General features: G+C 68.9%; 16 protein-coding genes. 2 read left to right on the forward strand and 14 right to left on the reverse strand.

The annotated features are described in order from the left end of the window. Positions 1-8: 8 nt before the first annotated feature. The 12 genes from BM365_RS11025 to BM365_RS11080 all read right to left on the reverse strand — a co-directional run bounded on the left by BM365_RS11025 (position 9) and on the right by BM365_RS11080 (position 19,201). Positions 9-1,454, reverse strand: a complete 1,446-nt coding sequence (locus tag BM365_RS11025; protein ID WP_093489139.1) for an FAD-dependent oxidoreductase — start codon at positions 1,452-1,454, stop codon at positions 9-11. Then, the gene (gltB, locus tag BM365_RS11030) at positions 1,451-5,923 is read right to left on the reverse strand and encodes a glutamate synthase large subunit (RefSeq protein ID WP_093489141.1); all 4,473 of its coding nucleotides are present in this window, start codon (positions 5,921-5,923) and stop codon (positions 1,451-1,453) included. Before gltB ends, BM365_RS11025 begins: the two co-directional genes overlap by 4 nt. 239 nt (positions 5,924-6,162) lie before the next feature. Then, entirely contained in the window at positions 6,163-6,528 is a 366-nt protein-coding gene (locus BM365_RS11035) for an I78 family peptidase inhibitor (RefSeq protein WP_093489143.1), read from the reverse strand. A 58-nt stretch (positions 6,529-6,586) separates the two neighbouring features. Then, positions 6,587-8,413 carry a hypothetical protein gene (locus BM365_RS11040; protein WP_093489145.1) on the reverse strand — a complete coding sequence of 609 codons (1,827 nt, stop codon included), beginning with the start codon at positions 8,411-8,413 and terminating at the stop codon, positions 6,587-6,589. Further along, on the reverse strand, positions 8,410-10,578 hold the full coding sequence (locus tag BM365_RS11045; protein ID WP_093489147.1) for a hypothetical protein: 2,169 nt from the start codon (positions 10,576-10,578) through the stop codon (positions 8,410-8,412). The genes BM365_RS11040 and BM365_RS11045 overlap by 4 nt, the downstream gene beginning before the upstream one ends. After that, positions 10,575-11,729, reverse strand: a complete 1,155-nt coding sequence (locus BM365_RS11050) for a BatA domain-containing protein (RefSeq protein ID WP_093489149.1) — start codon at positions 11,727-11,729, stop codon at positions 10,575-10,577. The genes BM365_RS11045 and BM365_RS11050 overlap by 4 nt, the downstream gene beginning before the upstream one ends. Beyond that, a complete protein-coding gene (locus tag BM365_RS11055; RefSeq protein WP_093489151.1) occupies positions 11,726-12,616 on the reverse strand; it encodes a DUF58 domain-containing protein in 891 nt (296 codons plus the stop codon). Before BM365_RS11055 ends, BM365_RS11050 begins: the two co-directional genes overlap by 4 nt. 10 nt (positions 12,617-12,626) lie before the next feature. Further along, positions 12,627-13,622 (reverse strand): AAA family ATPase, encoded by a 996-nt coding sequence (locus BM365_RS11060; protein WP_093489153.1) that lies wholly within the window; start codon positions 13,620-13,622, stop codon positions 12,627-12,629. 21 nt (positions 13,623-13,643) lie between these two features. Next, complete coding sequence (locus BM365_RS11065) at positions 13,644-14,354, reverse strand: DUF4159 domain-containing protein (protein WP_056879897.1); 711 nt, start codon at positions 14,352-14,354, stop codon at positions 13,644-13,646. A 46-nt stretch (positions 14,355-14,400) separates the two neighbouring features. Beyond that, positions 14,401-15,735: a TldD/PmbA family protein gene (locus BM365_RS11070; RefSeq protein ID WP_093489155.1), complete on the reverse strand. Its 1,335-nt coding sequence runs from the start codon at positions 15,733-15,735 to the stop codon at positions 14,401-14,403. Positions 15,736-15,758: 23 nt separating this feature from the next. Then, positions 15,759-17,393, reverse strand: a complete 1,635-nt coding sequence (locus BM365_RS11075) for a TldD/PmbA family protein (protein WP_175502065.1) — start codon at positions 17,391-17,393, stop codon at positions 15,759-15,761. Between the two features lie 179 nt (positions 17,394-17,572). Further along, complete coding sequence (locus tag BM365_RS11080; RefSeq protein WP_093489157.1) at positions 17,573-19,201, reverse strand: TldD/PmbA family protein; 1,629 nt, start codon at positions 19,199-19,201, stop codon at positions 17,573-17,575. A gap of 125 nt (positions 19,202-19,326) precedes the next feature. On the opposite strand from BM365_RS11080, the gene BM365_RS11085 reads away from it, so the two are divergent. Then, positions 19,327-20,163 (forward strand): NYN domain-containing protein, encoded by an 837-nt coding sequence (locus tag BM365_RS11085; RefSeq protein ID WP_093489159.1) that lies wholly within the window; start codon positions 19,327-19,329, stop codon positions 20,161-20,163. Further along, positions 20,160-20,759 carry a DUF938 domain-containing protein gene (locus BM365_RS11090; RefSeq protein ID WP_093489161.1) on the forward strand — a complete coding sequence of 200 codons (600 nt, stop codon included), beginning with the start codon at positions 20,160-20,162 and terminating at the stop codon, positions 20,757-20,759. Before BM365_RS11085 ends, BM365_RS11090 begins: the two co-directional genes overlap by 4 nt. Before the next feature lie 3 nt (positions 20,760-20,762). Here BM365_RS11090 and BM365_RS11095 read toward each other — a convergent pair whose 3' ends face one another. Together BM365_RS11095 and BM365_RS18020 are read right to left on the reverse strand one after the other, a co-directional pair. Next, the gene (locus tag BM365_RS11095; protein WP_093489163.1) at positions 20,763-21,194 is read right to left on the reverse strand and encodes a VOC family protein; all 432 of its coding nucleotides are present in this window, start codon (positions 21,192-21,194) and stop codon (positions 20,763-20,765) included. Next, positions 21,191-21,913, reverse strand: a complete 723-nt coding sequence (locus BM365_RS18020; protein WP_158253515.1) for an iron-containing redox enzyme family protein — start codon at positions 21,911-21,913, stop codon at positions 21,191-21,193. The genes BM365_RS11095 and BM365_RS18020 overlap by 4 nt, the downstream gene beginning before the upstream one ends. Positions 21,914-22,064: the final 151 nt, after the last annotated feature.

Consider the following 22,064-nt stretch of genomic DNA (forward strand, 5'->3'; position numbering starts at 1 on the left):
TTCGTTCATTAGTTCAGCAGCAACGTTGCGATGCTGCCCGCCGCGTCGCGTCCCTCGGCGACCGCGGTGACCACCAGGTCGGCGCCGCGGACGGCGTCGCCGCCGGCGAACAGCTTCGGATGCGTGGTCTGGAACGGCAAGCGATCGCCTCCGCCGGCGACGATGCGTCCGTTCGGCGTGCCTTCCACGCCGACCTCGGCCAACCATGCCGGCACGGTCGGCGAGAAACCGAACGCGATGATCACCACGTCCGCTTCCAGCACCGATTCGCTGTCTTCGACCGGCACCGCGTTCTGGCGGCCGCGTTCGTCCGGCTCGCCGAGCTTCGTTTCGACCACCTGCACGCCGGCCACCGTGCCGTCGTCGCCGGCCACGATGCCGAGCGGTTGGCGATTGAACAGGAAGCGCACGCCTTCCTCGCGGGCATTGGCGACTTCACGGGCGGAGCCCGGCATGTTGGCCTCGTCGCGGCGGTAGGCACAGGTCACCTTCGCCGCACCCAGGCGGATCGCACTGCGTACGCAATCCATGCCGGTATCGCCGCCGCCGAGCACGACCACGCGCTTGCCTTGCAGGTCCGGCAGCTGCAGCTTGTCTTCCCAACCGGCGATCGCGCGGCCCCAGGGGTCGTTGCCGCTCACGATGCGGCCGTTCTGCACCAGGAAGGGCAGGGCCGGCAGCACGCCGTCCAGGTCCTGGCCGGGCAGGCCGCCGTCGGTATAGCGGTAGGCGCCGGTGCCGAGGAAGACCGCGTCGTACTCTTCCAGCAGCTGCGCGAGCGTCAGGTCGCGGCCGATCTCCACGCCCAGGCGGAATTCCACGCCCATGCCTTCCAGCACCTCGCGGCGCTGCGCGATGACGCTCTTGTCGAGCTTGAAGCTGGGGATGCCGAACTGCAGCAGGCCGCCGATCTGTTCGTAGCGGTCGTAGACCACGGCCTGGATGCCGGCGCGCGCCAGGCGGTCGGCGCAGCCCAGGCCCGCCGGCCCGGCACCGATGACAGCGACGCGCTTGCCGGTCGGCTGCACGTCGCTCAGATCCGGCCGCCAGCCATTGGCCAACGCGGTGTCGACGATGTACTTCTCCACCGCGCCGATGGTGACCGCGCCGAATTCCTCCAGTGTGCAGCTACCCTCGCACAGGCGATCCTGCGGGCAGACGCGGCCGCAGACTTCCGGCAGCGGATTGGTGGAGTGGCACAGCGCGGCGGCTTCCTCGATGCGGTTCTCCTGCACCAGCTGCAGCCACTGCGGGATGGCGTTGTGCACGGGGCACTTCCAGCTGCAGTAGGGATTGCCGCAGTCGAGGCAACGGCCTGCCTGGTACTGCGCTTCCTCCTTGCCGAACTTGCCGTACAGCTCGCCCCAGTCGCCGGACGTGCGCAACTCCAGCGGGATGCGTTGCGGCATCGTCCGCGGCAGGTCGAGGAACTGGAATACCTGCTTCTTGCTCATGCTGCTCTCCGCAGGGTCTCGTTCAACGAATCGATGCTCGCGGCCTTCGGCTTCACCAGCCAGAACTTGCCCACGTAGTCGCGGAATTCGTCGAGGATCTGCTGCGCCCAGATGCTGCCGGTCAATTCGCGATGGCGGCTGATCAGCGTGTGCAGGTGCTGGCGATGGCTCTCGAAGCCTTCCGGGCTGATGCGGTGGATATCGATCAGTTCGTGGTTGTAGCGGTCGACGAAATCGCGGTCCAGGTCGAGCACGTAGGCCAGACCACCGGTGAAGCCGGCGCCGAAGTTCAGGCCTACCTTGCCCAGCACCAGCACGATGCCGTCGGTCATGTACTCGCAGCAGTGGTCGCCGGCGCCTTCGATCACCGCCAGCGCGCCGGAGTTGCGCACGCCGAAGCGTTCGCCTGCGCGGCCGGCGGCGAACAGTTCGCCGCCCGTCGCGCCGTACAGGCAGGTGTTGCCGATGATGGGCGTGTTACGTGCCTCGAAGCGCGCGCCGCGCGGCGGGCGCACCACCAGCCGGCCGCCGGCCATGCCCTTGCCCACGTAGTCGTTGGCTTCGCCTTCCAGCTCCATCTGCAGGCCGCCGGCGTTGAATGCGCCGAAGCTCTGCCCCGCGGTGCCGCGGAAGCGCAGATTGAGCGGCGCGTCGGCCATGCCCTGGTTGCCGTGCTGGCGCGCGATGGCGCCGGACAGGCGGGTGCCGATGCTGCGGTCGGTGTTGTGGATGAGGAAGCGATGGTCGCCGCCGCTCTTCTTGCGGATCGGCTCGGCGAGCAAACCATCGAGCTGCGTGGCCAGGCTGTCCGGCGATTCGTACAGGCGTTGCGCCGCGCAGCTGCTGCTGTCGAACTGCGCGCCCTTCAGCAGCCGCGACAGATCGACGTTCACGCCTTCGCGGGGCGATACGTCGAGTTGCTGCAGCAGGTCGGTGCGGCCGACGATCTCGTCGAGCGAACGCGCGCCCAGGTACGACAGCCACTGCCGCACTTCCTCGGACAGCAGGCGGAAGAAGTTCTCCACGCGCTCGGGCAGGCCGGTGAAGTACTGCGTGCGCAGGCGCTCGTCCTGCGTGGCCACGCCGGTGGCGCAGTTGTTGAGGTGGCAGATGCGCAGGTACTTGCAGCCGAGCACGATCATCGGGCCGGTGCCGAAGCCGAAACTGTCGGCGCCGAGCAGCGCGGCCTTCACCACGTCCAGGCCGGTCTTCAGGCCACCGTCGGTCTGCAGCACGGTGCGGTCGCGCAGCTGGTTCACCACCAATGCGTGGTGCGCTTCGGCCACGCCGAGTTCCCACGGCACGCCGGCATAGCGGATCGAGCTCACCGGGCTGGCACCGGTGCCGCCGTCGTGGCCGGAGATGGTGATCAGGTCCGCGCCGGCCTTCACCACGCCGGCGGCGATCGTGCCCACGCCCGCATGGCTGACCAGCTTCACCGAGACCAGCGCCGTCGGGTTGATCTGCTTTAGGTCGTAGATCAGCTGCGCGAGGTCTTCGATCGAATAGATGTCGTGGTGCGGCGGCGGCGAGATCAGGCCGATGCCGGGCTTGGCGTAGCGCAGGCGCGCGATCAGCTCGTTGACCTTGTGGCCCGGCAGCTGGCCGCCTTCGCCGGGCTTGGCGCCCTGCGCGACCTTGATCTGCAGCACTTCGGCATTGACCAGGTACTCCGGCGTCACGCCGAAGCGGCCGGACGCGACCTGCTTGATCTTGCTGCGCTTCTCGGTGCCATAGCGCGCGGGGTCTTCGCCGCCTTCACCGGAGTTGCTGCGGCCGCCCAGGCGGTTCATCGCGATGGCGAGCGCTTCGTGCGCTTCCGGCGACAACGCGCCGAGCGAGATCGCCGCGGTATCGAAGCGGCGCAGCAGATCGGTGGCATCGGCCACCTCGTCGATCGGCGTCGGCACTTCGGCTTTCTTCAGCTGCAACAGATCGCGCAGTGCCGACGGCGGGCGCGAGTTCACGGCGTCCGCGTAGGCCTGCCAGTCGCGTGCATCGCCGGTGCGCGTCGCGCGCTGCAGCGTCATCACCACGTCCGGGTTGTACATGTGGTACTCGCCGCCGTGCACGTACTTCAGCAAGCCGCCGACTTCCGGCGATTCGCGGTCGTTCCACGCGCGCGCGTCGAGCTGGCGCGCCTCCAGGTCGAGGCGTTCGAACCCCACGCCGCCGATCCGCGACGGCGTCTCGGCGAAGCACAGGTCGACGACGTCCGGATCCAGGCCGACGATTTCGAACAGCTGCGCGCCGCGGTAGCTGCTGATGGTGCAGATGCCCATCTTCGAAATGATCTTCGACAGGCCCTTGTAGATGCCCTTGCGGTAGCTGCGGCCGATCTGTGCCTGCTCGCCGCCCTTCTTGATCTGCAGGATCCCGCGCCGGCCCAGGTCGAACAGCGTCTGGTAGGCCAGGTACGGATACACCGCGGTGGCGCCCACGCCGATCAGGCAGGCCATGTGGTGCGGATCGCGCGCGGTGCCGGTCTCGACGATCAGGTTGGCGTCGCAGCGCAGGCCCACGCGGCAGAGGTGGTGGTGCACGGCGCCGGTGGCGAGCAGCGCATGCGCCATCGGCCGGCCCGGCTGCGGGTAGCGGTCGGACAGCAGCAGCATGACGTCGCCGTCGCGCGCCGCCTGTTCGGCCTCGCGGCAGATCCGCTCCAGGCCGGCCTTCAGGCCTTCCGCGTGCGAATAGGACAGGTCGATCAGGCGGTTCTTCTCGACGTACTGCGGCATCTTCAGCAACTGCCGCAGCTTGCGCTGGCTCAGCACCGGCGAATTGAGGATGACGTGGTTCACCGTCTCCGGGCCGGCGTGGAAGATGTTGGTCTCCCGGCCCAGCTGGGTGGTCAGCGACATCACGCAGTCTTCGCGCAACGGATCGATCGGCGGGTTGGTGACCTGCGCGAACGCCTGGCGGAAGTAGTCGTACAGCGGCCGCGTCTGTCGGCTGAGCACGGCCATCGGGGTGTCGTCGCCCATCGAGCCGGTGGCTTCCTGCTCGGTCTCGGCGAGCGGGCGCAGCACTTGCTCCACTTCCTCGGTCGAGAGCTGGAACAGCTTGTGGTAACCGCGCAGCGTGCGCTCGTCGAAGGGCTCCTCGACCAGCGACGGATCGATCAGTTCGGTCTGCAGGTAGGTCACGCCCTGGTGCAGCCACTGCTTGTATGGCGCGCGACCACGGTTGATGCGGTCCACCGCTTCGCTGTCGAGCAGGTCGCCGCGGCGCAGGTCGATGGCCATCATCTCGCCCGGGCCGAGCTTGCCCTTGCGGGTGACGCGTTCGGCCGGCACTTCCCACACGCCGGCTTCGCTGGCGACGATGAAGTGGCGGTCGCTGGTCAGCATCCAGCGCGCGGGGCGCAGGCCGTTGCGGTCCAGCGTGCACGCGGCGTAGCGCGCGTCCATCGAGACGATGCCCGCCGGGCCGTCCCACGGCTCGGTATTGAGGCCGTAGAACTCGTAGAACGCGGCCAGGTCGGCGTCCTTGAACTCCAGCGACTGCGTCGCCGGCGGCACCAGGATGCGCAGCGCCTGGATCAGCTCCATGCCCCCGGCGACCAGCAGCTCCAGCATGTTGTCCAGGCTCTGCGAATCGGAGCCGTGCATCGAGATGACCGGGTCGAATTCGCCGATGTCGAAGCGCGGCGTCTTCCACACCTTGCTGCGCGCCTGCGCCCAGCGGCGGTTGCCCTCGATGGTGTTGATCTCGCCGTTGTGCGCCAGCAGGCGGAACGGATGCGCCAGTGGCCAGCGCGGCAGCGTGTTGGTCGAGAAGCGCTGGTGGAACACCACCGCGCTGCTGGCCAGGTCACTGCGCTGCAGGTCCGGGAAGAAGGTCGACAGCTTGTCCGGCAGCACCATGCCCTTGTAGCCGATCGCATGCGGCGACAGCGTGACCACGTAGAAGTCGGGCACGGACGCGCGCAGCTGCTGTTCGGCCCGGCGGCGCGCGAGGAACAGCGCCAGCGCGAAGGCTTCGTCCTTCTGTCCTTCGTCGGCCTCGACGTAGAGCTGTTCGATGCGCGGCAGGGTGTCCTTGGCCAACTGGCCGCAGACCGCGTCGTTGGTGGGCGGCACGCGCCAGCCCTTCACCGCCACGCCGGTGCGGAACAGTTCGGCTTCGAGTGCGGCGCGGCATTGCGCGGCCTGCACCTCGTCGTGCGGCAGGAACACCAGGCCGGCGGCGAAGCGCGCGCCCAATGCGATGCCGGATTCGGCGGCGAGCGCGCGGAGGAATGCGTCCGGTTTGCGGATCAGCAGGCCGCAGCCGTCGCCGGTGAGACCGTCGGCGGCCACGCCACCACGGTGGGTCATGCGCGAGAGCGCGGCGATGGCGGTATCGACCAGCGCACGCGAAGGCTGGTCGTCGAGCTGCGCGATCATGCCGAAGCCGCAGGCGTCGCGTTCGTCGTTCGGGTCGTAGAGACCCTGTTCAAAGCCGCCTTGGCGATTGCGAGGGGCCATGTCTTGCCTCAAACCGGAGTGACGGCGACACCGTGCCCTGCCCACGCAGCGGCACTTCGAAATGTCACCGGAAATCCGACTAGACCATAGATGTTGCGACGCCGCAACAACACCTATGGCGCACCACCTGTTGGTTGCAAAGGCAACTTTTCACGGGGCAAAACCGTGTCCGCCGGACAACAAAAAACCGCCCGCGTCGCCGCGGGCGGTTCGTCGTCCGAGGGACGTGGCGCGAAGCGTCAGCCGCAGTTGACCGAGGTCGCCGCGCCCTTCTCGTCGAGGATGATGTTCAGGCGGTTCGGGTTGAAGTCCATCGTCGCGGCGTCGCCCGGCTTCAGCGCGCGCACGGCGTCGGACTTGCTGTCGGTCTTGGCCTGTTCGATGTCGGCCTCGCTCGCGGTCTTGCCGATGATCCACTGCGCCTGGGTGTCGTCGCAGCTGCCGGCGAGTTCGGCCGGCGCGGGCTCGGCGGCGGGCGGCGTGGCCGCTTCGCTGGCCGCGGCCTGCGACTGTTCGGCGGCGGCGGTCTGTTCGTCGGCCTCGGGCGAAGAGCAGGCGGCCAGCGAGAGGGTCAACAGCAGGGCGGGAATCGCCGTTCGGATCATGCGTAACTCCGGAGGGTGAGATGGAAGGAAGGATTACGCACCGGACATTCGAGAGTCGTTAACCGGCCGGCGCGCGCCTGCGTTCGAGCCACCATAGCAGCGCGCTGGCGGAAAGCCAGGCGAGGAACCAGGGCCAGGCGGGCCCGCGAACGCCTTCCACGGCCGATGGCGATGCCACGACTGCGCTCGCGGCGCCTGTACGCGATCGTGTTTGCGCCTGGAGCTCCGCACGGTGCAGCGACGACGCATCGTCTTCGGCGCGGACGAAGAACGGCGTCGCGGCGTCGCCCACCCTCAGCTGATGCCAGCCCGCGCTTCGCGGCCAGAAGCCTGCACAGCGCGCGCTGCCGGTGGCGGGATCGCGCACTACCTGCGTCGTGAGGCCATCAGGTGCGACGATCCGTGCGTCGTCTGCGATGCCGCACAGCGCCACGCGCTCGCCCACGCGCGCGCCCTCGGGCGTCGCGGCAATGGCCTGTGCGCCCGCGCGTGCCAGCGTGGCGAACGCCTGCGACCACAGCGCGGCGTGCACGTCGGTGTGGCCCGCCAGCACCAGCGTGTAGGTATCGGCCGGCGTCCACACGCCGACCCGGCCGTGGCCCATCGCGTGCCACCACGCGGCCGGTGCGCCGGCCGCGTCGCGCAGCAGCGCGACATCGCCACCCGCAGGCATCCGCACCGTCCGCCGGGTGAGGACGGGCAGGCCGCCCGGCACGGCGTCGGCATCCACCGGCAGGTCTGCCGTGCCAGCGCCGCGTCGTGCGCGCCAGGCGTCGTCGTCCGGCGCGGGACGGGACAGGCGGAACTCGGACTCGTCGTTGCCGACGGCCGGCACGCCCAGCAGGCGTTGCACGGGCGGGGAGATCGGTCCGTCGGCGCGCACCAGCACGCCCAGTCCGTCGCGCACGGCCGCGCCGAGCGCCGCACGTTGCGCTTCGCCGAGTCCTGCGGCACTGCGCGCGTCCAGCACCAGCAGGTCGAAACGGCGCAGTGTTTCGGCGTTCATCGGCAACGGGGCATCGCCGAGCTGCATGCCGCCGCCCAGGCTGACCTGCAGGTGCAGCGGGATGCCCACGTCCGTCGCCCAGCGACGCAGGTATTTGCCCTCGGCATGGGGCGCACCGGCGAGCACCCATACGCGGGGCGGCGTCGAGGGCTGCGTCCAGACCGGCAGCGACGCGGCATCGGCCACGCTACCGCGCGCTTCCCGCACCTCCACCCGGAACAGCGCCGGGCCGGGCAGGCGGGCGACACCGGTGAGGCGGAAGCGACCCTGCTCGTCCACCGGCGCGGCATCGATGCGCTGGCCTGCGGGGTCGAACAGCACCACCGTCGCCTTCGGCACGTCGTTCACGCGACCGCTGGCGATGAAGGTGTCGCCCGGCGCCACGACACCCACCGGCGCGAGTTCGACGACACCGCGCGGCAAGGCGGTGGGCGAGAACACGATGCGCCGGTCGCCGAGCGCATCGCGGTCGCGGGCTTCCAGCCCATCACCGACGACGTGCAGCGTGCCCACGTCCGGATGCCGACGCAGCGCAGTGCCCAGGTCCGGCACACGCTCACTGCCGTCGGAAGCCGCGGCCTCCGGCAGGGCGACGCGGGGCTGGCCCTGCAGCGCCGCGGGCAGGGCGGCCTGGCCGGCGTTCGCGGTCATTACCACCAGGGTGCCGGGGGTCGACGCCTGCCGCGGCGGCAGCAGGGTGAAGTAGAGCAGCAGCGCGCAGACGGGTTGCAGCGCGCACAGCAGCAAGAAGCGGGTGCGGGAGCCGCGCACGTCCGTGGAAGCACCACGACGCCGCGCAATCAGGCGCGCCGACGCGAGCAGCACGCCGAGCGCGAGCAGGCCGGCCAGCAGCCAGGGCAGGAGCGCGGGCAGGGTCATCGCGCGGGCTCCTGCTGCAGGGCATCGAGATAGCGGCGGCCGGCATCGTCCGGCGCGGCCCGACGTTGCACCTGTGCGGGCGGTTGCGGCGACGCCGACCACAGCAGCGCACGCAGGCGTGCACGGCAGGGCGCGCACGACGGATCGCCGCGCACTTCATCGATGGCGGCGAACAGGTCCAGCGCATCCGGCACGCGTGCTTCGTTCGCGCGCAGCCAGGTGTGCAGCGCGTCCAGGTCCGCGCCATCCGCCGGTGCGCGATCGTTGGCGAGGGCGCGCCATGCGCGTGCGGGAGCCGCGTCGACGTCGTCGGGCATCGGGGCGAGCAGGCCGAGCGCGCGGAAGGCGATGCCCTTGCGATCGCCGCCCATCCGGCGCGTCTCGTCGATCGGCGGCAGCTCCGGTCCCACGCGGGCCAGGTAGATGCGCGTCGCCTGCTGCACCTGCTTGATGTACTCCAGCGCCTTGTACGCGAACGGCAGTGCGCGATCCGGCTGCCCCTGGCGCAGGTGAAGTTCCGATTGCCACATCTGGTCCAACGCCTTCTTCAGCGTCGCGCGCGTGTCGGGGTCGAGCAGCGTCGCGGCTTCGGCGTGGTCGTGCGTGTGGCCATAAGCTTCCAGCACGTCGGCCTCGCGGCCGAAGCTGGCGCCGCTCGCCGACGTCGCATGGTCGTGATCGTCCTGCGCAGCGGTCGGGGTTTCGGCGTGATCGTGTCCGTCGTCGTCCGCGTGGTCGTCGTCGGTGTCGCTGGTCGGCGGCGGTTGCGGCTCGCCTTCGGCTTCCTCTCCGAGGAACTGGCCATAGCGCAAGCGCAGGATGCGCTGGTCCACGCCGATCGCATCCGAGCGCGTGACGAACGTGTCCGCCGCCAAGCCGCGTTTCTGCTTCTGCAGCGCTTCGGCGTCAATGATGATCTGGCGCTGGCTGCGGAAGTAGGCGGGCATCACCTTCTTCACCAGTCCTTCCAAGCCCGTGCTTTCCTCGCCCAGGTCCGCCGGCCAGCGCAGGATCAGGCCGGGGCTCTGCGCGGTCTGCGGCGTCGGCGTGCGCGTGTCGCGCACGGTGAGCTGCGCGATCAGGTCGTCGCCCACCGCCATGCCGAGCGCCTTCAGATCCAGCGAGGCGGCGAACCGGCGCGCAGTCGCGGGGCCGGTGCCGTGCAGCGTCATCGTCTGTTCCTTGAACGCGATGTTCTCGCCGCTGCCTTGCGCGAGCGTCAGCTTCAGCGTGGCGGCCGCGGCCACGCCGTAGTCGTCGCGGGCTTCGAAGGCGAGCGCCCAGCGCGTCTGTCCGACTGCCACCAGGCTGAGGCCGCGGTCGGGCGCGAGCACCTTCACCTGCGGCGCGCGATCGGGAATGGCATCCAGCCGCCGGAGTTTGGACGGCGGTTGCGCCTCGGTGCCGGCGGCCACCACGCGATACAGCGTGGATTTCGCGAGGCCATGCGTCGCTCGCCAGGTGTCGCCGTCGCGCTGCAGCGCGATGCGCTGGCCGTCGTGGAAGACGAGGTCGGCGCGGGTCGGTTGCGGTTCGAAACGCAGCGTCCAGGCGAGTCGCGAGCCGACGGGGGCTTTCGCATCGAGCGTGGCTTCGTCGCGCGCCGGCTGGCCCGTGTAGGACGGCGGCGCGACGTGCAAGCGTTGGCCGACCAGGCGTGGGACGCCGGGAATGACCGGCGTTTCTTCGTCCGCAGGCGCGAGCGTGCTGGCCATCGGTGCGCGCGCCGGCCACAGCGCCGACACGGCGATGACCACGCCGGCCACCAGCCACATCGCCACGATGCGCGGCCATGGCCACGGCGTGCGCAGGTCCGGTGCCGGCTGGCTGCGTAGCCGCTCGCGGACGCGCGCTTGCTGCAGCTGTTGCAGCGGCGTCAGCGAAGCGGGCGGTGCCAGCAGCAGATCGCTGCTGTCGTCGAGGTCCTTGCGGCGCGCATCCAGCTGGCGCACCAGCCAGGCGGTGTCGAACGCGCGCGTCCGCCGCCAGGCCAGCGCGGCGAGTGCGGCGATCCCGGCCAGTGCGACGGCTACGGCTACTGCGGGCGATGCGAAGCGCCACACCACACCGGCGAGCGCGACGGGAATCGGTGCTCCCAACACCAGTTGGCCGAGCGTCGCATGGCGACGGACCTGGGCGAGGCGGTCGAAGGCCGACAACGTCATGGCGCCACGCTCCGCGTGCGTCGCGTGGCCATCCAGCGTTCCACCAGCATCAACAACGCGATCAGCAGCGCGATCCAGGGCTGCAGGTCGCGTGGTGCGACGGGATAGGCCGCGCCACCGCGGGTCGGCGCGTAATCCGTCGCGAGCACGCGCGTGGGTGCGGCAGCAGGACCGTCGAACAGGGCGCGCAGGCGGTGCGGGAAATCGGCGTCGAGCAGCGCCGGCATCGCGTCGGGCCGCAGCGCACGGGTGAAGCGCATCACCCGGCCCCGGCCGTGCGGGGTGCTTTCGACCAGGGGCGCACCTTCGGCGTCGCGCCAGGCCGTCGACGACATCGCAATGCCGTCCACCGTCGTTTCATGGGCCAGCAACGCGACGCCGCCGGCCGAGATCCACTGCATGACCGGCGCGGGCGCCGGTCCCGGTGCCAGCCACACCAGCGGCTGCGACGGCGGAGGCAATGGCGCGTCGCTCGTCCCGATCTGTACGGCCGTCGCGCTGTTCGGCTGCCACGCGCGTGCGGCGGCGCGCAGGTAGCGCAGCGCTTGTTCGTCGCCCGCCGCGTTTCGGATCGCCCATGCAGGCGATGGCGAGGCCTTCGCCGACGATGCCGGCATCGCGCCGTCGACGACCTTCCAGGTCACCGCACGCGACAGCGCGGGCCTCTCGGCATCCGCACCCTGCAAGGTTGCAGGCACGATCACCGTCAACGCGACGTCGGGAGGCAGTTCGGCATCGAGTTGCCGCAGCAGGCTGCCGATGGCCGGCGTGCCGGCAGGCATCGGCGCATCCAGCGACGGGAAGCCCGGCGCCAGCCAGTGCAGCCGCATGCGCGCATCGGAGGTCGTACGTGCGAAGCCTGCCTCCACGCCGGGCACGGCGACCGTCCACGGCCGCGTGTCGTCCAGGCCCGACAGCACCGGCCGGGCCAGCCACAGCGCGAGCAATGCGAGCACCAGCAGGCGCAGCAACAGCAACGGCCATTCGTCGAAGCGGATGCGGTGGCGCGGCTTCGGCTTCTGCCGCAGCCAGCGCAGCGCGGCGAAATCGGTCGGCGTCTGCTCGTGCCGGCGCGCGAGATGCAGCAGCAGCGGCAGCAGCAACGCCGCGAACGCGGCCAGGCCGGCCGGCAGCAGGAACGCCAGGCTCATGCGTACTCCGCCGCGTCACGCGCGCCGAACAGCCGGCGCAGCGGCAGGTCCAGCGGCTGGTCGGTGTAGTGCCGGGCGTGGCGGATGCCGGCCGCGTCCAGGCGCGCATCGAGCACGCCCTGCGCATCCGCGAAGCGGCGCAGGTAGTCCGCGCGCAGGGCCGCCGCATCGCCCAGCAGCTCCTCGCCGGTTTCCGGATCGCGGAAGCGATGGCCACCGGTGTAGGAGAAATCGCGCTCTTCCGCGGTCAGCAGCTGGATGGCCAGCACCTCGCGCCGCGCGGCAGCGAGCCGTTCCACCAGCGCGGGCATCGCGTCGTCGAACCAGTCGCTCAGCACCAGCACCAGGTCGCCGGCGGCGATGCGTTCGAACACCGGGCCCAGCCGTTCCTGCGCAGGAAACGCGCCGTCCGCACGCAGGCCGTGCAGCGCGAGCAGCAGCTGGTCGCGCTGGCGCGCGCCGTTCCCGGGCGCGACCAGGCGCACGCCATCGCCGTGCAGCACGAGCAGGCCGAAGCGGTCGCCCTGGCGCAGCGCCAGGTCGGCGACGCAGGCCGCGAGGCTGCGCGCAGCATCGAAACGCGTACCGCGCGCGCCGTCGCGTTGCGCCATCGACGCGGTCGCGTCGAGCACGATCCACACCGTCAGCGGACTCTCGCGTTCGGCTTCGCGCACGAAGAAGCGGTCCGAGCGCGCGTACAGCTTCCAGTCGATCTGGCGCAGCTCGTCGCCGGGCTCGTAGGCGCGGTACTGCGCGAACTCCAGGCCGGCGCCGCGGCTGCGGCTGTGGTGCACACCGATCCCCTGCGCGCCGATCGCACGGCGCGCGGTCAGCCGCAGGTCCTTCAACCGGCTGCGGACGTCGGCGGGGATCAGGTCGTGCGCCATGAGCGTTCGATCAAGCGGCGAGCGGCACGCCGCGCAGCAGCGCGGCGATCACGTCGTCCGCGCTGACCTGTTCGGCCTCGGCGGCGAACGACAGCAGCAGGCGGTGGCGCATCACCGGCTTCGCCAGCGCGACGATATCCTCGCGCGTCGCCGCCAGGCGGCCGTGCAGCAAGGCGCGGGCCTTCGCGGCCAGCACCAGCGACTGGCCGGCGCGCGGACCGGCGCCCCAGCGCACGTACTTGCGGATCTCCTCCGGCACGCCATCGCCAGGCCGGCTGGCGCGCACAAGCTTGGTGATCCAGCGCAGAAGATCGTCGCTGACATGCACGTCGCGCACATGCTTCTGCAGCGCGAGGACGGCCTCGCCTTCCATCACGCGCGGTACCGCGCCGCCGGCACGGCCGGTGGTCTGCGCGAGGATGTCGTGTTCTTCCTGCTCGGTGGGATAGTCCACACGGATATGCAGCAGGAAGCGGTCGAGCTGAGCTTCCGGCAACGGGTAGGTGCCCGCCTGTTCGAGCGGATTCTGCGTGGCCAGCACGAAGAACGGCGAGGGCAACGCATGCGTGGTGCCGGCGTAGCTGACCGTGCGTTCCTGCATCGCCTCCAGCAGCGCGGCCTGGGTCTTCGGTGGCGTGCGGTTGAGTTCGTCGGCGAGCAGCAGATTGGTGAAGATCGGACCGGGCTGGAAGCGGAAATGGCGATGGCCCGTGCCGTGGTCTTCCTCCAGCAGCTCGGTGCCGAGGATGTCGCTGGGCATCAGGTCCGGGGTGAACTGCACGCGGCGGAACTGCAAGTGCAATGCCTCGCCCAGCGAGCGCACCAGCAGCGTCTTGCCCAGGCCGGGCACGCCTTCGAGCAGGCAGTGGCCGCCGGCGAGCAGGCCGATCAGCAACTGTTCCACCACGTCCTGCTGGCCGACGATGGCCTGGCCGATGGCGGCGCGGAGTTCGCCCAGCATGGCGAGTTGCTGCTGGAGGTCGGATTCGGTGATGGATGCGTTCATGGGGATCCGGGAAGAAGTGCGTCAGGTGGTCAGCGCGTAGATCACGAGGTTGACCGCGAACTTGGTGTTGTCCTCGGCCAGGAAGCGCTTGTTGCGCCAGTCGTAATCCCACTCGCAGCCGTAGTCCTTGTTGCTGTAGAGCACGCCGAGACGGCCGTTGATCTCGATGCCCTGCAGGTACTCGTGCACCAGGTCGTCGCCCCAGCCGTTGAGCTCGAAGCTGGTGGCCGGTGGGCCGTCGAACTTGAAGAACGAAGAATAGATCGCGTGCGTGTTCGGCAGCTTCTTCATCGCCTTCGCGCCGAAGATCGACGCCATCTGCGCCTCGAACGACTTGGCGAACAGGCCGTCGATGTCGTGGTTGCAGTCGTCGACGAACACGAAGCCGCCGTTGCGCACGTAGCGCTCGAAGTGGCGGCGCTCCACCGGGTTGAACTCCACCAGCTTGTGCCCGGCCAGGTAGCAGAACGGGGCGGCGAGCATGCGCGGGTCGGACAGCGCCAGCACATGTTCCTTCGGATCCACGCGCATCGTGGTGTAGTCGATCAGCGAGGTGATCAGGTTGGACGGCATGCGCGCGTCCACGTCCCAGTCGCCGGAGTCGTACTTCAGTCGGGTGAAGTGGAAATCGTAGTTACCGGCCGCGCGCGCGCTCCGCGTCGGCCCGGCCAGCATGGCGCCAGCCAGGCCGCCGGTGAGCAGGCGGAGGAACTGCGCGCGCGTGAGGTTCATGGGGGGTGCCCTCCCGGCATGCGGGAGGGCGGTTCCTCAAGGGCGCTTAGACGGCGTCCGACAGCGAAGTGAAGGTGAAGTCGCGCAGCTTCATCGGCGGGATCATCATCACGAAGCTAGACTCGTCGCCGGCCACGCGCACCGGCTTGCCCAGTTCCTCGATGTTGTTGAGCATGATCACCGGCGACTCGTTGAAGCGGAAGTTCTTCACCGGGTGCTTGATCTGCCCGTTCTCGATGTAGAACGTGCCATCGCGGGTCAGGCCGGTCAGCAGCACGGTCTGCGGATCGACCATGCGGATGTACCAGGTGCGCGTGACCAGGATGCCCTTCTGCGTACCGGCGACCAGTTCGGCCGTGGACTTGGTGCCGCCGGCCACCAGCAGGTTGCCGGGCGAACCGATCGCGCGCTTGCCCTGCTTCTGCGCCCAGAAGCGCGAGTACTCCAGGTTGGCGATCTTGCCGTTCTCGACGATGGCCATCTTCTCGCGCGGCAGGCCTTCGCCGTCCCACGGCATCACTTCCGCACCGGGGTGCCACGGGTCGGCGCTGATGTTCACGCGCGGGTCGTAGACCTGCTCGCCCAGCTTGTTGCCGCCACCCTTCTTGGACAGGAAGCTGCGGCCTTCGTCGGCCTGGCGCGCGTCGAAGAAGTTCATCATGAAGGAGATCAGGCCCGCCGCCGCGGCCGGTTCCAGGATCACCGTGTACTTGCCGGGCTCCAGCGCCTTGGCTTCGGCCGATTCGCTGGCCTTGCGCATCGCGGTGCGGATGTCGCTGCCGGCCTTGAAGTCGCTGGCATTGCCCAGGTTGCGGCCGACCCAGCCGGAACCGCGGCCGTCCTCGGTGCGCACGGTGCAGGTGTAGTTGAAGCCGGTCGCGCGCTGGTAGCCGAAGTTGCCCTTGCTGTTGGCGAACGCGACGAAGCTCTGGCCGTCTTCGAGGAAGCCCGCGGCGATCAGTTTCTCCGCCTTGCACGGGCCGATCGAATCGGCGGCGACCTGGGCGCGGAATTCGGGCGTGATGGCGGCGGTGGATTCGCTAAAGGTGGCGCTGGGCTTGTAGGTCTGCTTCTCGACGGCCGGCATGAACTCGGGGTTCTCCGGCGCCAGGCGGGCGAGGTCTTCGGCGCGGCGGACCACGCGCTCCAGCGCAGCGTCGTCGAACTCGTTGATCGTCGCGATGCCCACGCGCTTGCCGAACGCCACCTGCACGCCAAGGTCGGTGTTGCTGACGATGCCGCTGGTTGAGACGTTGTTAAGCGCGAAACGGATGTTGCCGTCGACGGAACCGGTGAGGGACGCGGTGCACTCGTCGGCGGTGGACAGCGCGATGACCTTGTCCAGGATGGCCTTGGCCTGCGCTTCGGTGAGGATGCTCATGTTCTAGGGTCTCCTTGCGCCGATCAGCCGAGCGAGCGGGCGGTGTTGATGACGTTGATGCCGTTGAAGCGCGCGGTGGACGACCCGTGCGAAACCGCAGACACCTGGCCGGGCTGGCCCTTGCCGTCGAAGAACGAACCGCCCAGGCGGTAATCGCTTTCGTCGCAGACGGCGGTGCAGGCGTTCCAGAATTCCGGCGTGCGGATCTGGTAGGCCACGTCCTCGATCTGCTGGGTGATCTTGCCGTTCTTGATCTCGTAGAAGAGCTGGCCGCCGAACTGCGCGTTGTAGCGCTGCTGGTCGATCGAGAACGAGCCGTCGCCGATGATGTAAATGCCGTTCTCGACGTTCTTCACCATGTCGGCCACGGACAGTTTGGTCTTGCCGGCGGCCAGCGACACGTTGGCCATGCGCTGGAACTGCACGCTGCTCCACGAGTCGGCATAGCAGCAGCCGTCCGATTCGGTCTTGCCCAGGATGTGGGCCTGGTCGCGGATGGTCTGGTAGTCGACCAGCTTGCCGGCGCTCACCAGGTCCCAGCGCTTGGTCTTCACGCCTTCGTCGTCATAGCCGACCGCGCCCAGGCTGCCGGGCTGGGTCTTGTCGGCGAACAGGTTGACCAGCTCGCTGCCGTACTGGAAGCGCTGCTCGCGCTTGTCCAGCGTGGCGAAGCTGGTGCCGGCGTAGTTAGCTTCGTAGCCGAGCACGCGGTCCAACTCGAGCGGATGGCCGACCGATTCGTGGATGGTCAGCCAGGTGTGCGAGGGATCCAGCACCAGGTCGTACTTGCCCGGCTTCACCGACGGCGCGGTCAGCTTCGCGCGCGCCTGCTTGGCCGCCGCGATGGCGTCTTCCTTCATGTCGTAGGACAGGCCGTAGTTGATCACGCCGTTCGGTGTGGCGAACTTCTGGCCGGCGTCGCCATCCAGGTATTCGTAGCCCAGGCCCATCGGCGAGGACAGGCCGTCGCGCGTGCGGAACTTGCCGCTGGCCTTGTCGATGGCGGTGACCGTCATCGGCACCCAGATGCGGTGCACGTCCTGGTCGATGAAGGAGCCGTCGGTGCTGGCGAAATACTTCTGCTCGTTGACCAGGAACATCATCGAGTTGACGAAGTCCGCGCCGGCGTTCATCGCCGCAGCGTTGACGCCCAGCAGCAGGTCGACCTTGTCCTTGATCGGCACGTCCATCGCGTTCTTCTTGATCGGCGTCTTCCACGACACCTCGCCGAAACCCGGCGCCTTGGCCAGCTGCACCGGCGCGGTCTGGGTCTTGCTGTTGGCCTTGGCGATGGCGGCGGCTTGGCGCGCGGCGGCGGCCACACCCTCGGCAGTCAGCGTGTTGGTGGCGGCGAAGCCCCAGGCGCCGTTGGCGATCACGCGGATGCCGGCGCCGGTGGACTCGGTGTTCACCACGTTCTGGACCTTGTCCTCGCGGGTGATCACGAACTGGCGCAGGTAGCGCCCGATGCGCACGTCGCAGTAGGTCGCGCCGGCCTGCTTGGCCGCGGCGAGCGCGGCATCGGCGAGGCGCTTCTTGAAGGCGACGTCGAGGGTGGACTGGAGTTGCTCGGCGGCGATCGCCTTGCCGAGGAAGGACGGCACCATCAGGCCGCCCAAGCTGAGGCCGGTCATGGCCAGGAAGTCACGACGTTGCAAGGCAATTCTCCACCGGTTGGGCCTGCCGGGCGGCAGGCGGGGCACTGCGACGGGAGCGTTCCGGCCCACGCGTTCACCACCGTGCAGGTCGTCCCGGATTCTTGCGCCCGCATGGAGACAGCGTCAAATGACTTTCGGCATACACACGATGCCGCGATGCCCGGATCGATGCCTTCGAATTACCCCAGGCTGCGCGCCGTGTTGATGATGTTGATGCCGTTGAAGCGCGTGGTGGCCGAGCCGTGCGATACGGCCGATACCTGGCTGGGCTGGCCCTTGCCGTCGAAGAACGAACCGCCGAGGCGGAAGTCGCGCGCGTCGCAGATCGCGGTGCACGCGTTCCAGAACTCCGGCGTACGGATCTGGTAGGCCGCATCCTCGACCTGGCGCGTGACCTGTCCGTCCTTGATCTCGAAGTAGAGCTGTCCGCCGAACTGCGCGTTGTAGCGCTGCTGGTCGATCGAGTACGAGCCGCGGCCGTGGATGTACAGGCCGTTCTCCACGTCCTTCACCATCTCGGCCACCGTCAGCGGCGTCTTGCCCGGCGCCAGCGACACGTTGGCCATGCGCTGGAATTGCACGCTGCTCCACGAATCGGCGTAGCTGCAGCCGTGCGACGCGTCCTCGCCAAGGATATGTACCTCGTCGCGTGTGGCCTGGTAATTGACCAGCACGCCGTCCTTCACCAGGTCCCAGCGGCGCGTCTTCACGCCTTCGTCGTCGTAGCCCACCGCACCGAGGCTGCGCGGCTCGGTCTTGTCGGCGGTGAAATTGACGATCGGACTGCCCCACTGGAATCGCTGCTCGCGCTTGTCCAGCGTGGCGAAACTGGTGCCGGCGTAGTTGGCTTCGTAGCCGAGCACGCGATCGAGCTCCAGCGGATGGCCGACGTTCTCGTGGATGGTCAGGAACAGATTGGACGGATCCAGCACCACGTCGTACTTGCCCGGCTTCACCGACGGCGCGGTCAGCTTGACGCGGGCCTGCTTCGCCGCCGCCACGATGTCCTCGCGCAGGTCGTACGACGCGCCATAGGCCACCACGCCACCCGGCAGCGCGAATTTGTCGGCCGGGTTCGCATCCAGGTACTCGTAGCCCATGCCCATCGGGGCAGAGAGTCCATCACGCGTCTTGAACTTGCCGGTCGCCTTGTCCACCACCGTCACCGTGAAGGGCACCCAGATGCGGTGCACGTCCTGGTCGATCCAGGAACCGTCGGTGCTGGCGAAATACTTCTGTTCGTTGATCACGAACATCCGCGATGCCGCGAAGCTGGCGCCGGCAGCGAGCGCGGTGGCGTTCGCGTCCAGCAGCAGCTCCACCTTCTCCTTCACCGGGACCGCCATCGCGTTCTTCACGATCGGCGTGCGCCAGGCCACTTCGCCGGCACCCTTCAACGGCGCCAGCTGCACGGGCTTGCCCTGGATGCGCGCATTCGCGCGGGCGATCGCCACGGCCTGGCGCGCGGCGGCGGCGACGCCATCGGTCGTCTGGTCGTTCGTCGCCGCGAAGCCCCACGCGCCCTGCGCGATCACGCGCACGCCGATGCCGGAGGATTCGGTGTTCACCACGTTCTGCACCTTGTCCTCACGGGTGATCAGCGACTGCCGCAGGTAGCGGCCGACGCGCACGTCGCAGTAGCTCGCACCCGCCGCGGTCGCGGCCGAGAGTGCGGCTTCGGCGAGGCGCTTCTTCTTCGCCACGTCGCCGGGCTCCAGCAGCGCTTCTGCCGCGATGACGCGGGTGCCAGGCAGGGCGAGGCCGGCGAAGGCGAGGCCGCCAAGGGTCAGGAAGTCGCGTCGCTGCATGCGCGTGTCCGGAGGAAGGAAGCACCGGACTGTCGTCGGCGTGCCGGGCAGCGTCAAGTGACGCCGGTCATGGCCGGGTGACGTGGTGCACAATGCGGCCCATCCCCCCGCAGGAGTCGGCGCGCATGAAGTCCCGCCCGGTCGCCAAGCCCGAGAACGACGACGAACAACCGCGCCTCGCGGTGCTGATCGATGCCGACAACGCCCAGCCGGCCGTCATCGAAGGCTTGCTCGCCGAAGTGGCGAAGTACGGCGTGGCCAGCGTGAAGCGCATCTACGGCGACTTCACCAGCACCCGGATGACCCAGTGGAAGCAGGCGCTGCTGAAGCACTCGATCAACCCGGTGCAGCAGTTCGCCTACACCAGCGGCAAGAACGCCACCGACAGTTCGCTGATCATCGATGCGATGGACCTGATGTACACCCGGCGCTTCGACGGTGTCTGCCTGGTGTCCAGCGACAGCGATTTCACCCGCCTGGCCCAGCGCCTGCGCGAGGAGGGCCTGACCGTCTACGGCTTCGGCGAACGCAAGACGCCGGATGCCTTCGTACAGGCGTGCGATAAGTTCATCTACGTTGAAGTGTTGCGCAGTGAGGTGCCTGCACCGCCGCCCCCGCCACCGGCGAAGCCCGCGAAGAAGGCGGCCAAGCCCGCGACGAAGAAGCCAGCGGCGCAGGCCGAGCCCACCGCGGCGCCGGTCGTGGAGCAGGGCAAGCACGAATCGCTGCCGCTGCGGCTGATCCGGCAGGCCATCGAGGAAGCGAGCGACGACCAGGGCTGGGCCTTCCTCGGCAGCGTGGGCAGCTACCTCAACAAGGTGCGCCCGGATTTCGACACGCGCCTGTACGGCCACAAGAAGCTTAGCGACCTGCTGAAGGCGCACCCGCGCCACTTCATCGTGGAAGAGCGGGCGGGCGACAACGGACTGAAGCGCGTCTACGTGCGCTCGGCAGGCGGATGACGATCGAGAAACCCTTCGCCCCGTCGTGTGAACGCAACCAGGACCCGATCCTGGAGGTGCTGCAACGGCATTTCGGCGATACGCGGCGCGTGCTCGAAGTCGGCAGCGGCACGGGGCAGCATGCCGTGCACTTCGCCGCGGCGATGCCGAACGTGTCCTGGCAGGCCAGTGACCGTGCGGACTATCTCCCCGGCATCGCACTCTGGCTCGACGAGGCCGCACTGGCGAACACGCCACCAGCCGTCGAACTCGATGTCGACGGACGATGGCCGGATGCGATGTTCGACGCGGTCTTCACCGCCAACAGCCTGCACATCATGGGCTGGCCGCAGGTGGAGGCGTTCTTCGCCGGGGTCGGCGCGGTGCTGGAACCGGGCGGCCTGCTGGTGGTGTACGGCCCCTTCAACGTCGGCGGCGAGTTCACCAGCGAGAGCAATCGCGCGTTCGAGCAATGGCTGAAGGACCGCGATCCCGTCTCCGGCATCCGCGACATCGAGGCGGTCGACGCACTGGCGCGCGGCATCGGTCTGGTGCGGGTCGAAGACAACGCGATGCCGGCCAACAACCGCTGCATCGTCTGGCAACGGACGGCCTGACGATCAGGGGATGAAGGTCTGTTCCGGATCGTCGAACGACTTGAACTCCAGCGCGTTGCCCGACGGATCGAACAGGAACATGGTGACGTGCTGGCCGGGCTTGCCCTTGAGCCGCAAGTGCGGCTCTTCGTGGAACGGAATGCTGGCGGCCTTGAGCCGCATCGCCAACGCCTCCCACGCAGCGCGGTCCAGGTTCATGCCGAAGTGCGGCACCGGCACGGCCTCGTCATCGAAGCGTCCGCTGTGCAGCGGTTCGCCATCGCCGCCGATATGCGCGACCAGGTGGTGGCCGAAGAAATCGAAGTCCTGGTACGACGTATCGCTGCGGCCCATCGGGCAGCCCATCGTGTCCCCGTAGAAGCGGCGCGCTTCGTCCAGGTCGCGCACCGGGAACGCGAGATGGAACTGGCTGATGGAGTCGGTCACCGCGTTCACGAGGCGACCTCCAGCTGCGGTGCGTGCGCGTCGAGGATGTTCTGCCAGAACAGGTTCCACGCGCTGATGCTGCGTTCGTAGCCGCGCGCCAATTCCGGTAGCACGCTGGGGTCGTGGCGCAGGTACTCGTCGATTGCCGCCCGCGTCAGTTCGCCGTGCACGATGTCCTCTTCGCCGGTGTGGATGGTCCAGAACTCCCAGTCGATGCGGTCTTCGTTCGCGCGCAGGTAAGGATGCGTGCGCATGTGCTCGAACATCACCGACAGGTAGGTCTGGCACAGGCATTCGCCGCCCATGCCGCGCAGGCCCACGCCATAGGCCACCGGATTGCGGGTCAGGTCGCGGGTCAAACCCTGCAGGATGCGCGCGTTCGCCGGCAGCACGCGCTCGATGTCGCGGTCGTCCACGCCGATGCTGGACAGGAAGCGGTCGTACACCGTCGGATGCGCACGCGCGGGATCGCCTTCGCCCAGTTCCTCCGACAGGATCTGGCCGAGCAGGCTGCGCAGGCCGCCGAACGGCAGCCGCGACACCAGCAGTGCGAGGTCGGTGATGTAGTCGATGGTGAAGAACCGGTACTGCACGCAGAAGCCGCGCAGCTCGGCGATGTCGAGGCTGGGAAGGATGCGCATGCGTTGCGCGGCCAGCGCTTCGGTGGCTTCCTTGGCAGCGTCGGCGACGCGCCAGAATTGCTCCCGGGTCGTGGGTAGGTCTTGCATTGCTCGCTCCTGGGGATAGGCGAGGCGCGACGCGGCGGAAACGCACGTGCACACCGTCGTCACGATGATGGAGACGGCCGGCGTGAGTAGAACGTGCACATGGCAGATGAATGGGGAAGACGATTTCTCCGCGGCGCATGCGCGTGAGCCA

This window comes from Pseudoxanthomonas sp. YR558, assembly GCF_900116385.1.
Classification (GTDB): Bacteria; Pseudomonadota; Gammaproteobacteria; order Xanthomonadales; family Xanthomonadaceae; genus Pseudoxanthomonas_A.